This is a genomic window from Streptomyces sp. NPDC001401 (assembly GCF_042895385.1).
Classification (GTDB): Bacteria; Actinomycetota; Actinomycetes; order Streptomycetales; family Streptomycetaceae; genus Streptomyces.
Window position 1 is genome coordinate 46215 of record NZ_JBIAWI010000004.1, and the last position, 14825, is coordinate 61039.

Annotated in this window: 9 protein-coding genes; 4 read left to right on the top strand and 5 right to left on the bottom strand. The window is 71.3% G+C overall.

What is annotated here, in order from left to right; all coding sequences use genetic code 11:
• Positions 1–70: 70 nt before the first annotated feature.
• From lon to ACFY10_RS15505, 5 genes are all read right to left on the bottom strand, one after another.
• The gene (gene lon, locus ACFY10_RS15485; protein ID WP_390665632.1) at positions 71–2485 is read right to left on the bottom strand and encodes an endopeptidase La; all 2415 of its coding nucleotides are present in this window, start codon (positions 2483–2485) and stop codon (positions 71–73) included.
• 266 nt (positions 2486–2751) lie between these two features.
• Entirely contained in the window at positions 2752–3522 is a 771-nt protein-coding gene (locus tag ACFY10_RS15490; RefSeq protein WP_390665633.1) for a rhomboid-like protein, read from the bottom strand.
• A gap of 146 nt (positions 3523–3668) precedes the next feature.
• Entirely contained in the window at positions 3669–4103 is a 435-nt protein-coding gene (locus ACFY10_RS15495; protein ID WP_390665634.1) for a hypothetical protein, read from the bottom strand.
• Complete coding sequence (locus ACFY10_RS15500; RefSeq protein ID WP_390665635.1) at positions 4100–4474, bottom strand: hypothetical protein; 375 nt, start codon at positions 4472–4474, stop codon at positions 4100–4102. The genes ACFY10_RS15495 and ACFY10_RS15500 overlap by 4 nt, the downstream gene beginning before the upstream one ends.
• A gap of 81 nt (positions 4475–4555) precedes the next feature.
• Positions 4556–7687, bottom strand: a complete 3132-nt coding sequence (locus ACFY10_RS15505) for an ATP-binding protein (protein ID WP_390665636.1) — start codon at positions 7685–7687, stop codon at positions 4556–4558.
• 243 nt (positions 7688–7930) lie between these two features.
• Here ACFY10_RS15505 and ACFY10_RS15510 point away from each other — a divergent pair, with 243 nt between their 5' ends.
• The 4 genes from ACFY10_RS15510 (at position 7931) to ACFY10_RS15525 (ending at position 14675) form a co-directional block, all read left to right on the top strand.
• Positions 7931–8608, top strand: a complete 678-nt coding sequence (locus ACFY10_RS15510) for a spermidine synthase (protein WP_390666170.1) — start codon at positions 7931–7933, stop codon at positions 8606–8608.
• 131 nt (positions 8609–8739) lie between these two features.
• A complete protein-coding gene (locus tag ACFY10_RS15515; protein ID WP_390665637.1) occupies positions 8740–9477 on the top strand; it encodes a response regulator transcription factor in 738 nt (245 codons plus the stop codon).
• Complete coding sequence (locus ACFY10_RS15520) at positions 9474–10580, top strand: ATP-binding protein (protein ID WP_390665638.1); 1107 nt, start codon at positions 9474–9476, stop codon at positions 10578–10580. The genes ACFY10_RS15515 and ACFY10_RS15520 overlap by 4 nt, the downstream gene beginning before the upstream one ends.
• Before the next feature lie 291 nt (positions 10581–10871).
• Positions 10872–14675, top strand: a complete 3804-nt coding sequence (locus ACFY10_RS15525; RefSeq protein WP_390665639.1) for a multifunctional oxoglutarate decarboxylase/oxoglutarate dehydrogenase thiamine pyrophosphate-binding subunit/dihydrolipoyllysine-residue succinyltransferase subunit — start codon at positions 10872–10874, stop codon at positions 14673–14675.
• Positions 14676–14825 lie beyond the last annotated feature (150 nt).

The following is a 14825-nucleotide window of genomic DNA, read 5'->3' on the forward strand; positions in this document are numbered from 1 at the left end:
TTCCCGTATGCACGGCGAAGGCCCAGGCCCCCTCACGGGACCCGGGCCTTCCCCTATCCGATGACGTCCGTCACGCCGCCACCGGAACCTCCGGCTTCGCGTCGCTCGTGGCGGGCGCGAGGGCCAGTTCCAGGACCTGGCGGACGTCCGTGACGGTGTGGACGTCGAGCTTGTCCAGCACCTCCGCGGGGACGTCGTCCAGGTCGGCCTCGTTGCGCTTCGGGATGATCACCGTGGTGACGCCCGCCCGGTGCGCGGCGAGCAGCTTCTGCTTCACCCCGCCGATGGGCAGGACGCGGCCGGTCAGCGAGACCTCGCCCGTCATCGCCACGTCCGTGCGGACCAGGCGGCCGGACAGGAGGGACGCCAGGGCCGTCGTCATCGTGACGCCCGCGCTCGGGCCGTCCTTCGGGACCGCGCCCGCCGGGAAGTGGATGTGCGCTCCACGGTCCTTCAGGTCCGCCACCGGCAGCTCCAGTTCGGCGCCGTGGCTGCGCAGGAAGCTCAGGGCGATCTGCGCCGACTCCTTCATCACGTCGCCCAGCTGGCCCGTGAGGGTCAGGCCTGCCGCTCCCGTCTCCGGGTCGGCCAGGGACGCCTCCACGAAGAGGACGTCTCCGCCGGCTCCCGTGACCGCGAGACCCGTCGCCACACCCGGGACCGCCGTGCGGCGCTCCGCCGGGTCCTGGGCGGACTCGGGCACGTGGTGCGGGCGGCCGATCAGGGCGCGCAGTTCGCCGTCCGTGATGGTGAACGGCAGCTCCCGGTCGCCCAGTTCGTGCTGCGCCGCGACCTTGCGGAGCAGGCGGGCGATGGACCGCTCGAGGGTGCGTACGCCCGCCTCGCGCGTGTACTCGCCGGCGAGCCTGCGCAGCGCGCTCTCGTCGATGGAGACCTCGTCCGACTTCAGCCCCGCCCGCTCCAGCTGGCGCGGGAGCAGGTGGTCGCGGGCGATGACGACCTTCTCGTCCTCGGTGTAGCCGTCGAGGCGGACCAGCTCCATACGGTCGAGCAGGGCCTCCGGGATGGCCTCCAGGACGTTGGCCGTGGCGAGGAACACCACGTCCGACAGGTCGAGTTCGACCTCCAGGTAGTGGTCGCGGAAGGTGTGGTTCTGCGCCGGGTCCAGGACCTCGAGCAGGGCGGCAGCAGGGTCGCCGCGGAAGTCCGAGCCCACCTTGTCGATCTCGTCCAGCAGGACCACCGGGTTCATGGAGCCGGCTTCCTTGATCGCACGGACGATACGGCCGGGCAGCGCGCCGACGTACGTACGCCGGTGGCCGCGGATCTCCGCCTCGTCCCGCACGCCGCCGAGGGCGACGCGGACGAACTTGCGGCCCATGGCGTGCGCGACGGACTCGCCGAGCGAGGTCTTGCCGACGCCGGGCGGGCCGACGAGGGCCAGTACGGCACCGCCGCGCCGGCCGCCCACGACACCGAGGCCCCGCTCGCTGCGGCGCTTGCGCACCGCCAGGTACTCGGTGATGCGCTCCTTCACGTCCTCCAGACCGGCGTGCTCGGCGTCGAGGATCGCCTTGGCGCCCTGGATGTCGTACGCGTCCTCGGTGCGCTCGTTCCAAGGGAGTTCGAGGACGGTGTCCAGCCAGGTGCGGATCCAGGAGCCCTCGGGGGACTGGTCGCTGGACCGCTCCAGCTTGTCGACCTCCTTGAGCGCCGCCTCCCGGACGTTCTCCGGCAGGTCGGCGGCCTCCACACGGGCGCGGTAGTCGTCGGACTCCTCGCCGTCCTGCTCGCCGTTCAGCTCGCGCAGTTCCTTGCGTACGGCTTCCAGCTGGCGGCGGAGCAGGAACTCCCGCTGCTGCTTGTCGACGCCCTCCTGGACGTCCTTGGCGATGGTCTCCGCGACATCCTGCTCGGCGAGGTGGTCGCGCAGGTGCTGGGTGGCGAGCTTGAGGCGGGCGACCGGGTCGGCGGTCTCCAGCAGTTCGATCTTCTGGTCGGTGGTCAGGAAGGGCGAGTAGCCGGAGTTGTCGGCCAGGGCGGAGACATCGTCGATGGCCTGCACCCGGTCGACCACCTGCCAGGCGCCGCGCTTGCGCAGCCAGGCGGTGGCGAGGGCCTTGTACTCCTTGACCAGTTCGGTGACGTGACCGGGCTGCGGCTCGGGCACGCTCTCGTCGATCCTCGTCCCCTCGACCCACAGCGCCGCACCCGGGCCGGTGGTACCGGCACCGATCCGCACCCGGCCGCGGCCGCGGATCAGGGCGCCCGGGTCACCGTCGGCGAGCCGGCCGACCTGCTCCACGGTGCCGAGCACACCCGTGCCCGGGTATGTGCCGTCGATGCGTGGCACCAGCAGAACCCTGGGCTTTCCCGGCTCGGACCGGGCAGCGGCCTGGGCGGCCTCCACCGCGGCGCGTACGTCGGCGTCATTCAGGTCCAGCGGAACCACCATGCCGGGCAGCACGACCTCGTCGTCGAGCGGCAGCACGGGCAGGGTGAGCGATGTGGACGTCGAAGCCATGATCTACCCTCCGGCAGTCAAGTTGAGTTATGCCGACTCAATGCGTGGCGCTCCGCGAATGTTCCCGGGGCCCCGTTCGCTGTCAGCGATCACGGCGGTGAGGTGGGCGTTGCTGGGGGCTTGCAGCCCCCAGACCCCCGCCTTTCGGCCCTGAAGGGCCTCGTCCTCAAACGCCGGACGGGCTGAAGGGAGAACGCCGGAGGGGGGTGAAAAGAATCCGCAACGCCGCTCACAGGAAGCGCCTGCAAGCGGGCGGAGGGGTGTTCCTAGGCCGTCGCCGTGGCCGTTCGGTACCAGCGGCGGATCATCGGCCAGGTCGCGATGCCTATCGCCAGCGAGATCAGATGGCCCCAGTTGGTCATCGGGTCCGTGAACTCGATCAGGTCCTCGACGAGCATGGAGCCGAACAGGACGAGCACCGGCCAGCGCAGCCAGGGCGTCAGCAGCCCGGCCAGGGCGCCGACGCTGGCGGCGACGCCGAAGCTGATGCCGTAGTCGAGACGGTGCAGGGAACTGTCGGGGAGATGTCCGACGAGCACGGCCAGCCCCACGGGGACCTCGGTCGCCAGCGTGGCCAGGACATGCCCGAGCAGGAAGACGACAGCGGTGCGCGCCCCGCCTATCCGCCGCTCCAGTGCCGTCAGGACGAGCAGAAAGCAGACCACGTACGGCGACGCGATCCCGCCGGCGATCCACAGCGCACTGGTGATCAGCACCAGCACGGGCGTCTGCACGAGGTGCGCGACGTCCGTGCTGGAGGCCTGGTGCAGGGTGTCCACCAGGGACGGGGCGGCGTACGTGGTGATCAGTGAGGTGAGGGCGAGGACCACCGCGTAGAGGAAGGTGAACGGCGTGCCGGTGGGGGTCGGCAGGAGGCGCCAGGGGCGAAGGGTGCGGGTCGCGGGGACGGGCACCTGCACGGTCGGTCCGGCGATGGTCGCCGGGCCGCGCTGACGCGGCATTCCGTCCAGGAGTCCGGACACGTCGGGAAGGGGCGCGACCGAGGACTCCTTGTCGGCCGTCGCGATGGGTTCCACGTTGCGGCGCTCCTTCCGTTGCGCCCCACCCTTCGCAACCACAGGGGTCCCTGTCTGTGACCGACGCCACGCGAGAGGCGATTCACAGCAACCTCTCATGCTTTTTCTGCGTCAGAGCGCACCCATAGCCCCCTGAATGGGATTGTTCACGGGCGCAGGAGGTCGACCTCTTTCGCGTGCGCCGCCTGTGTCGCCGGGTCCCAGTCGCCGGTGCAGTAGACGGACGCCTCGCTGATGGCGCCGTCGCGGATGTCGGCGCGCATCAGCTCCCTGCAGTACCAGGTGCCGCCCTGCTCGTCCTCCCACTGCTCCTCGAACTCGAGGACGAGGCCGCTCGGCGTGGCGTCGACGCGGTGGCGCGGCACGGTGCCGAGGAAGGGGTGACTGCGGCGGCGTACGGCGACGAGTTCGTCGCGGCCCAAGGCCTGCAGCCGCCACTGGGGAACCGTCAGGTCGAGGAAGACATCGTCCGTGAACAGCCCGTCCGGGGCGGTGTTGGTCTCCAGGAACCGTACGAAGAGGTCGGCGAGTTCCTCGACGCGGGTGCCGGTGCCGGTGCCGGTGTCTGTGTCGGTGGTCATGACTGCGCTCCCGCGAGGTTGCGGCCGATGACCTCCATCGTGCGGTTCAGCTCCGCGGTGGGGCTGAACTCGACGATCTCGGTGCCGGCGAAGACCAGGGGGAGATGGCCGGGCGCGCCGTAGTAGGCGTCGCCGGCGTGGAAGACCTCGTCGTGGTCGGCGTACCGGAACACGAGCTTGCCGGAGACGACCTGGCCCCAGTGCGGGCACTGGCAGCGGTCGTCGGGCAGGCCCCGGAAGAGCGGGGCCGGGTCCATGTCCTCCTTCATGGTCTCGTACCCGACGGTGTACGGGCCGAGCTCGGCGTAGCGCCCCTCGATGACGGGCTCGTCGACCTTGAGTTCGGCCTCGGCCTTGGCTGTGCGTGGCATGGTGCTCGCCTTCCTTCGTTGCTTCTTGCCTGCTTTTACGAAGGAGGCGTGAGATCGGGCGGCACGGTGTGCGACGGGGCCTCACAGACGCCAGAGCGGGGGCTGTTCCGGCTGGTAGACGCAGAGGGTGCCGGTACGCAGGGCGCTCTCCAGATGGCGGCCGAGTTCGGGGTGGGCGTCGGCGACACGGCGCACGGCGGCATGGATGCGGGCGGTGACGGCGGTACGGGCGCGCTCGGCGGTCGAACCGGTACGGCGCACCCGCCCCCCGATGCCGTACGCGGCCGCGAGCTGCCCGACCAGCGCGTCCCGCTCGACGGCGATCCGCGCGGAGCGCACGGCGTCCCCGGCGTCGTCGGCGTCCTGCGCCTCTTCCTCCAACTCCCGCAGTCTGCGCCGGTAGGCGGCGCGCGCGGCGGCGTCGACGACCTCACCGGTGTCGCCCTGGGTGGCAGCGGATCCCGGCGCGGCCAGCTCGACGGCCGGCACGGGAGTACCCGGCCGGGCGAGCAGTACGGCGATGTCGCGCAGCCCCTTGCTGTCGGGGATCCGGACGGCACGACCGGCGTAACGGAGGTGCCAGAGGGGGCCTTCGCGCTGGAAGAGGGGGGTGTCGGGAAGGGGCTCGGGTGAGGTGTCGAGTCGGGGCTCGGGAGAGGTGTGCGCCGTTTCGCCCCCGATGCGCTCCGTCAGCGCGACCGCGCCCGCCGCCCCGGCGGCCCGCAGTGCCCTCTCGCGGTGCTCTCGGGCGCGGTCCGTGTCGCCCAGGGCCGCCGCCAGCAGCGCCAGATGGCGGTCGACCGGGCCGCGCACCGCCGCGCCGATGCCCTCCACGGCGAACAGGCCGGCGTACGGGGCGAGGAGGTCGTAGAGGACGGGTGCCGACGGGTGGGAGCCCACGGCGGCGACCGTTTCCGCGGCCTGCGCCAGCATCGGCAGCCACTCGCTGTCCCGGGGCGCACCGCCGAGCCGGGGTGCGACGGCCGACAGGCGGCGCGTGGCCTCGTCGAGCCGGCCGAACTGCGCGGCCACGAGCGCGAGCGAGACGCGGGGCCAGAGCATAGGGGAGCGTTCCAGCATGGTCGCTTCCGCCCGCACCCGCTCCAGGCCGGCCGTGTCGCCCGTCTCGGCGTACAGGCACCAGCGCTGGGTGACGGCGAGCATGGCGGCGTTCGCGCTGCCGGCCCTGCGGCCCAGTTCCTCGACCTCGTCGAGCGCGGCGGCGCAGTCGTCGTACCTGCCTTCCATCAGGGCCCGCGCCCCGCGCCACAGGGGCACGTACCAGGCGTACAGCGGACGCCGCAGCGGTCGTACGGCCGTCTCGTACGCCAGCGCCTCCGCATCGGCCCCGGCGAACTCGCCCGTCTCCATCAGCGCGACCAACCGCAGCCGCCGGCCGAGGAGTTCTAGCACCGGGTCACGCAGGTCGCGGCCGGTCGTCACGATCTGCGTGGACCAGTCGAGCCGGTCGCGGCAGTGGTCGGGGCCGGGCCGGGCGTCGCACAGCGCGGCGAGGGCCGGGCCGAGGGTCGCCGGATCGCCGGCCTCGCGGGCGGTGCGGACGGCCTCCTCGGCGAGGGCGATGCGGTGCTTCTCCGGTTCGACCAGCCCGGCGGCGAGCGAGAGCCGTGCGGTGACGGCGGCGCGCAGGGGCGCGTGGTTCGGCTCGGCGGCGAGGGCGGCGCGGGCCTCGGTCAGCAGGTCGAGCTGCTCACGGTCCTCGAGGTCGACCTCAAAACCGACGGGCCCGGTCCCGAGCCCCAGCGCGGCCCGCGCCAGCAGATCGGCCCGCCCGGCCTCCCGCGCCAGCCCGGCGGCCCTGAGCAGCGCCGCCCGCGCGGCACCCGGCTCCCCGGCCCCGAGCCGCGCGGAACCGAGCCCGAGCAGCACCTCTACGAGCTCTGCGAGTTCCGCGGGGTCTACGGGCTCGTCGTGTCCGGGCGCCTGGAGGCCCCACGCCTCCACCGCCCGCTCGTACCACCGAGCCGCATCCTCGAACGCGAACAGCCCTTCCGCCCGCACCGCCGCCTCGTGGGCGTACCTCGCGGCCTCCCCCGCCTGCTCCGGGCCGGACAACAGCAGGTGGTGGGCCACTTCCGCCGGGCCCGTGTCGCGGCCGCGGCGGGCGTAACCGGCCAGGACCTCCGCGGCGGTGTGATGGAGGGCGGCGCGATCGGCGGGGGTGAGAGTGTCGTACACGGCGTCCCGGAGCAGGTCGTGCCGGAAGGCACCGCGGTCGGCCCCGGCCTCGGCCAGCAGCCCGGCCCCGGCGGCCTCGCCCAGCAGCGTGCGCACCTCGCCCAGCGGCACCTCGGCGGCCTCGGCGAGCACGTCGAGCCGGAAGCGGGTGCCGAGGACGGCGGCCACGTCCAGAACGCGCGCGGCCCGCGGGGTCAGGACCGCCAACCGGTCCCGTACGGCGGCCCGGACGGCGACCGAGGAGTTCCCGGGCGGCGCCGCGCCCCAACTCCCGGCCCGCAGCAGCTCGGTGACGAAGAACGCGTCCCCGCCCGTACGCCGTACCAGCGAACGCACCGCATCCGCCTCCGGAGCGGCCCCCGTCACCGCCTCGACCAACGCCGCAACGTCCCGCTCCCCCAGCGGCCCGAGCCCCAACGAACGCCCCCGCCGCAGCAGTTGAGCCCGCGCCCACCCACCGTCCCCCCAGGCCGCATCCTCGTCCCGAGCCGTCACCAGCAGCAGGACCGGGCAGGTGCGGGCCGCGTCCGCGGTCTCCAGCAGCAGCCGCAGCGACGAGGCGTCGGCGGCGTGCACATCGTCCAGTACCAGGAGCAGGGAGCGGCGGCGGGCAGCCGTGGCCAGGAGTTCGCAGACATCGCCGGTGAGTCGCAGCCGTGCCGTCTCCGGGTCGGCTCCGTGCAGGGCGCCGGTGGCCGCGCCGGACACCAGCGCCCGTAGCGGCGGTGACGCGGCCACCAGCCGGCCGCAGGCCACGTCGTCCGCGACCAGCTCCCGCAGCAGCCGTGACCAGGGGCGGAAGGCGCGCCCCGCGGTCTGAGGCGGGCACCAGGTCCACAGGGTGCGGAAGCCGTCGGCGTGCGCGGCGGCCTCCTCGGCGGTACGGGTCTTGCCCGCGCCGGCGGGTCCGGTGAGGGTGACGAGCCCGCCCCTGCCGGACGCGGCACGTTCCAGGGCCGCCCGGAGCTCGCCCAGCACGTCCTCACGTCCCACGAACGGGTAATTCGCGGCCATGGCAGCCACCACGCACTTCCAACAGACCTCACGGCACTCGCACTGCTCCGAGCGTAAGCAGGCCAGCCAATATCCGCTGCGGATCGGCAGCGCCCCTATAGGGGCGCGGGGCTGTATCGATATGCGGCTCCGCCGCGTGGGCGCGACAAGCCACGACGGCCCCGCAGACGCTCGACAACCAATCGCCCCGCGGCGCAGCCGCAAACCGGCACAACCAGCGGAGCGTTCATGCAGGATGGAGCCATGACCGCCTCCTACGACACCCCTGTGGTCCTGGACCGTCGCGAGGGCCCTTACGGCGAGGTCGTGCTGCGCCGGCACGGCGAGCTACTGCAGATCATCGCCAACGGCTGCTTTCTGATGGACACCTCGGACGGCCGCTCGGAGCGGCTCCTCGTGGACGCCGCGCTCGCCGCCCTGGGCCCCCGCACGGAGCCGAACGTGCTGATCGGCGGCCTGGGTGTGGGCTTCTCACTCGCACATGCGGCGGCCGACCCGCGCTGGGGCGTGATCACGGTCGTGGAGCGCGAGCGCGCCATCATCGACTGGCACCTCGACGGCCCTCTCGGGGCCCTTTCGGAACGGGCCGTCGCCGATCCGCGCACAACGATCGTGGAAACGGATCTGATCACTTACGTCCGTGAGACATCCGCCACTTATGACGCCCTCTGCCTGGACGTCGACAACGGCCCCGACTGGACCGTCACCGAGGGCAACGACGATCTCTACTCACCCGCCGGACTGACAAGCTGCGCAAGGGTGTTGAAGCCGGGCGGGGTGCTGGTCGTGTGGTCCGCCAAGCCCTCTCCGGATTTCGAAGAAACCTTGCGGAATGCCGGGTTCCAACAGGTGCGTACCGAAGAGATCCCGGTTGCCCGGGGCGTTCCCGACGTCGTGCACATCGCCGTCCGACCTGGATAGCCGAGGGACGGTGACTCCCCGTACTCTGCTTCTCTGGCGCAGATCATTCAAGCGTCAATCGCAAGCATGCGCAGGCATGTGAGAGTAAGCGGATCACCCCACGGATTCCGAAAGCAACTCAGGGGCGGGCGATGGAGCAGACCCACACATCCCACAACGGCACGACGGCGAGCCCGGGCGCGCAGCGCAGGGTCCTGGTGGTCGAGGACGACCCGACCATCGTCGACGCCATCGCGGCCCGCCTGCGTGCCGAGGGTTTCCTCGTGCAGACCGCGGGTGACGGCCCGGCCGCCGTCGACACCGCCGAGGCCTGGCAGCCCGACCTGCTGATCCTCGACATCATGCTGCCCGGCTTCGACGGCCTGGAGGTCTGCCGCCGCGTGCAGGCCCAGCGCCCGGTGCCGGTGCTGATGCTGACCGCGCGCGACGACGAGACCGACATGCTGGTCGGGCTCGGTGTCGGCGCCGACGACTACATGACCAAGCCCTTCTCCATGCGGGAGCTGGCCGCACGCGTGCATGTGCTGCTGCGCCGGGTGGAGCGGGCCGCGCTGGCCGCCGCGACGCCCAGAAGCGGCATCCTGCGGCTCGGCGAGCTGGAGATCGACCACGCCCAGCGCCGGGTGCGCGTGCACTCCGAGGACGTGCATCTCACGCCCACCGAGTTCGACCTGCTGGTCTGCCTCGCGAACACCCCGCGCGCGGTGCTCTCCCGTGAGCAGCTGCTGGCCGAGGTGTGGGACTGGGCGGACGCGTCGGGCACCCGGACCGTCGACAGCCACATCAAGGCGCTGCGCCGGAAGATCGGCGCCGAGCGGATCCGCACGGTGCACGGCGTGGGCTACGCGCTGGAGACCCCGACGCCATGAGCGGCGGTCCGGCCGACCGGAGAAGCCCCGGGGAGCCCTGGGGCGGTGTGAGCCCGTTCTCGATCAAGACCAAGCTGGGCGCCCTGGTCGTCATCGCGGTCCTCATCACCACCGGGCTGATGATGATCGCGATGCGCACGGCGACGGAGCTGCGCTTCATCACGGTGTTCTCGATGATCGCCACACTGCTCATTACGCAGTTCGTGGCCCATTCGCTCACCGCGCCACTGGACGACATGAACGCGGTGGCCAAGGCCATCTCGCACGGCGACTACACCCGCAGGGTGCGCGAGAACCGCCGTGACGAGCTGGGCGACCTGGCACAGACGATCAACCGCATGGCCGACGACCTGGAGGCGCAGGACCGCCAGCGCAAGGAGCTGGTGGCGAACGTCTCGCACGAGCTGCGCACTCCCATCGCGGGCCTCAGAGCGGTGCTGGAGAACATCGTCGACGGTGTCTCCCCTGCCGACCCGGAGACCATGCGTACGGCCCTGAAGCAGACCGAGCGGCTCGGCCGGCTGGTGGAGACGCTGCTGGACCTGTCCCGGCTGGACAACGGGGTCGTACCGCTGCGCCAGCGGCGCTTCGAGGTCTGGCCGTACCTGTCGGGCGTGCTGAAGGAGGCCAACATGGCCGTGCCCGCGCGCGCGGGCATCGCCTCCGGCTCCGGCAGCCACACGCGCACGGACGTCCATCTGCACCTCGACGTCTCCCCGCCGGAGCTGACCGCGCACGCGGACCCGGAGCGCATCCACCAGGTGGTGGCGAACCTCATCGACAACGCGGTCAAGCACAGTCCGCCGCACGGCCGCGTGACCGTGAAGGCGCGGAGCGGGACGCAGCCGGAGTCGCTGGAGCTGGAGGTGCTGGACGAGGGTCCCGGCATCCCGCGCTCGGAGTGGCACCGGGTCTTCGAGCGGTTCAACCGGGGCGGCGCGGGCGCGTCCAACGGGCCGGGCAGCGACGGCGGTACGGGTCTGGGCCTGGCGATCGCCCGCTGGGCGGTGGATCTGCACGGTGGCGGGATCGGCGTGGCCGAATCCGAGCGGGGTTGCCGGATTCTTGTCACCCTTCCGGGAGAGACATCCGTTCCAGGTTGACGTAAAGTCCGAACCGGAGCCTCAAGATCCACCTGGGTCCGCGCTGACGGACACGTGTGATCAGGCACACGCCCGCACGCTGAGCGTGCAGGGCTTGCATCGGCGTTTCCCGCCACCCCCAACCTGCAACGGAACCACGCTTGTTTCCCGCCATTTCCAGGCCCGAAACACGCTTTCCGGTGTGACTTACACGACGATGAACCGGCCCGGCCTGACCTTCTGGGTCTTGGGGGCGTAGCCTTAATTCCCGCTGTCCATCACCTTGTGAAGCGGAAGAGGGCGGTTGCCGCCGTGTCGCCACAGTCCCCCAGTAACTCGAGCATCTCGACCGACGCAGACCAAGCGGGCAAGAACCCCGCTGCGGCGTTCGGCCCCAACGAGTGGCTCGTCGACGAGATCTATCAGCAGTACCTCCAGGACCCGAATTCGGTAGACCGAGCCTGGTGGGACTTCTTCGCCGACTACAAGCCCGGGGCGGCCGCCGCCTCGGCTCCGGCGGGTACTGCGGCCGCGGGGGCCGCAGGCACCACCACCACGGCGCCCGCAGCCCCGGCTGCGCAGGCCCCGGCCGCCCCCGTGGCGCCCGCTCCGGCCCCCGCCGCCCCGAAGCCCGCGGCCGCCGCTCCGGCGCCCGCTCCCGCGAAGCCGGCCGCTGCGGCCCCGGCTCCGGCCAAGCCCGCCGCTGCCGCCAAGGCCGCTCCGGCGACCGCGGCCGCCGACGGCCCCGAGCTGGTGACCCTGCGCGGTCCCGCCGCCGCCGTCGCGAAGAACATGAACGCCTCGCTGGAGCTGCCGACCGCCACCTCGGTCCGCGCGGTCCCGGTGAAGCTGCTCTTCGACAACCGCATCGTCATCAACAACCACCTCAAGCGCGCCCGGGGCGGGAAGATCTCCTTCACGCACCTGATCGGCTACGCGATGGTGCAGGCCATCAAGACGATGCCGTCGATGAACTGGCACTACGCGGAGAAGGACGGGAAGCCCACCCTCGTCAAGCCGCCGCACGTCAACTTCGGCCTGGCCATCGACCTGGTGAAGCCCAACGGCGACCGCCAGCTCGTCGTGGCGGGCATCAAGAAGGCCGAGACGCTGAACTTCTTCGAGTTCTGGCAGGCCTACGAGGACATCGTCCGCCGCGCCCGCGACGGCAAGCTGACGATGGACGACTTCTCGGGTGTCACGGTCTCCCTGACCAACCCGGGCGGCCTCGGCACCGTCCACTCCGTGCCCCGCCTGATGCCCGGTCAGTCGGTCATCATGGGCGTCGGCTCCATGGACTACCCGGCGGAGTTCCAGGGCACCAGCCAGGACACCCTCAACAAGCTCGGCATCTCGAAGGTCATGACGCTCACGTCGACCTACGACCACCGGGTCATCCAGGGCGCCGCCTCCGGCGAGTTCCTGCGGATCGTCGCGAACCTCCTCCTCGGCGAGGGCGGCTTCTACGACGAGATCTTCGAGTCCCTGCGCATCCCGTACGAGCCGGTCCGCTGGCTCAAGGACATCGACGCCTCGCACGACGACGACGTCACCAAGGCCGCGCGGGTCTTCGAGCTGATCCACTCCTACCGGGTCCGCGGCCACGTCATGGCCGACACCGACCCGCTGGAGTACCGCCAGCGCAAGCACCCCGACCTGGACATCACCGAGCACGGCCTCACCCTGTGGGACCTGGAGCGCGAGTTCGCGGTCGGCGGCTTCTCCGGCAAGTCCCTGATGAAGCTGCGCGACATCCTCGGCGTGCTGCGCGACTCGTACTGCCGCACCACCGGCATCGAGTTCATGCACATCCAGGACCCCAAGCAGCGCAAGTGGATCCAGGACCGCATCGAGCGCCCGCACACCAAGCCGGAGCGCGAGGAGCAGCTGCGCATCCTGCGCCGGCTGAACGCGGCGGAGGCCTTCGAGACCTTCCTGCAGACGAAGTACGTCGGCCAGAAGCGCTTCTCCCTGGAGGGCGGCGAGTCCGTCATCCCGCTGCTGGACGCGGTCATCGACTCCGCTGCCGAGTCCCGTCTGGACGAGGTCGTCATCGGCATGGCCCACCGCGGCCGCCTGAACGTGCTCGCCAACATCGTCGGCAAGTCGTACGCGCAGATCTTCCGCGAGTTCGAGGGCAACCTCGACCCGAAGTCGATGCACGGCTCCGGCGACGTGAAGTACCACCTGGGCGCCGAGGGCACCTTCACCGGCCTGGACGGCGAGCAGATCAAGGTCTCCCTTGCCGCCAACCCGTCCCACCTGGAGACGGTCGACCCGGTCATCGAGGGCATCGTCCGCGCCAAGCAGGACATCATCAACAAGGGCGGCACGGACTTCACCGTCCTGCCGGTCGCCCTGCACGGTGACGCGGCCTTCGCGGGCCAGGGCGTGGTGGCCGAGACGCTCAACATGTCGCAGCTGCGCGGCTACCGCACCGGCGGCACGGTCCACATCGTCATCAACAACCAGGTCGGCTTCACCGCGGCCCCCGAGTCCTCCCGCTCGTCGATGTACGCGACGGACGTGGCGAGGATGATCGAGGCCCCGATCTTCCACGTGAACGGCGACGACCCGGAGGCCGTGGTCCGCGTCGCGCGGCTCGCCTTCGAGTTCCGCCAGGCGTTCAACAAGGACGTGGTGATCGACCTCATCTGCTACCGCCGCCGCGGTCACAACGAGTCGGACAACCCGGCCTTCACCCAGCCGCTGATGTACGACCTGATCGACAAGAAGCGCTCGGTGCGCAAGCTGTACACCGAGTCCCTGATCGGTCGCGGCGACATCACCCTGGAAGAGGCCGAGCAGGCGCTGCAGGACTACCAGGGCCAGCTGGAGAAGGTCTTCACGGAGGTCCGCGAGGCCACGGCCCAGCCGGGCGTCGCCCCGGTGTCGGACCCGCAGGCCGAGTTCCCGGTCCCGGTCACCACCGCGATCACCTCGGAGGTCGTGAAGCGGATCGCCGAGTCCCAGGTCAACATCCCCGACCACTTCCACGTCCACCCGCGTCTGCTGCCGCAGCTGCAGCGCCGGGCGACGATGGTCGAGGACGGCACGATCGACTGGGGCATGGGCGAGACCCTCGCGGTCGGCTCCCTCCTGCTGGAGGGCACCCCGGTCCGGCTGTCCGGCCAGGACTCCCAGCGCGGCACCTTCGGCCAGCGCCACGCGGTCCTCATCGACCGCGAGACGGGCGAGGAGCACACCCCGCTCCAGTACCTCGCCGAGGAGCAGGCCCAGCAGGCCCGCTACAACGTCTACAACTCCCTGCTGTCCGAGTACGCGGTCATGGGCTTCGAGTACGGCTACTCGCTCGCCCGCCCCGACGCGCTCGTGATGTGGGAGGCGCAGTTCGGCGACTTCGTCAACGGCGCGCAGACGGTGGTCGACGAGTACATCTCGGCGGCGGAGCAGAAGTGGGGCCAGACGTCCGGCGTCACGCTCCTGCTCCCGCACGGCTACGAGGGCCAGGGCCCGGACCACTCCTCGGCCCGAGTCGAGCGCTTCCTGCAGCTCTGCGCCCAGAACAACATGACGGTCGCGATGCCGACGCTCCCGTCGAACTACTTCCACCTCCTGCGGTGGCAGGTGCACAACCCGCACCACAAGCCGCTGGTGGTCTTCACCCCGAAGTCGATGCTGCGCCTGAAGGCCGCCGCGTCGAAGACGGAAGAGTTCACGTCGGGTCAGTTCCGCCCGGTCATCGGCGACTCGACGGTCGACCCGGCCGCGGTCCGCAAGGTCGTCTTCGTGTCGGGCAAGCTGTACTACGACCTGGAGGCCGAGCGCACCAAGCGCGGCGCCACGGACATCGCGTTCGTCCGCGTCGAGCGGCTCTACCCGCTGCCGGGTGCCGAGCTCCAAGCGGAGATCGCCAAGTACCCGAACGTCGAGAAGTACCTGTGGGCCCAGGAGGAGCCGGCCAACCAGGGTCCCTGGCCGTTCATCGCCCTCAACCTGATCGACCACCTGGACCTCGCGGTCGGCGCGGACATTCCGCACGGCGAGCGGCTGCGGCGGATTTCGCGCCCGCACGGGTCTTCGCCGGCGGTGGGTTCCGCGAAGCGGCACCAGGCCGAGCAGGAGCAGTTGGTGCGTGAGGTGTTCGAGGCGTAACCGTTCTCGAAGGCTGTTCACGGCCGGGGCGCCCCCCCCCGGGGGGGGGGGGCCGGGGGGGGGGGGGGCCGGAAACATGTGGGGGGGGTCTTCACCCAAAGACGCCGCGAAGAACTCCAGGAGCGGGCCCGCGCGGCATGGGGGAACCTG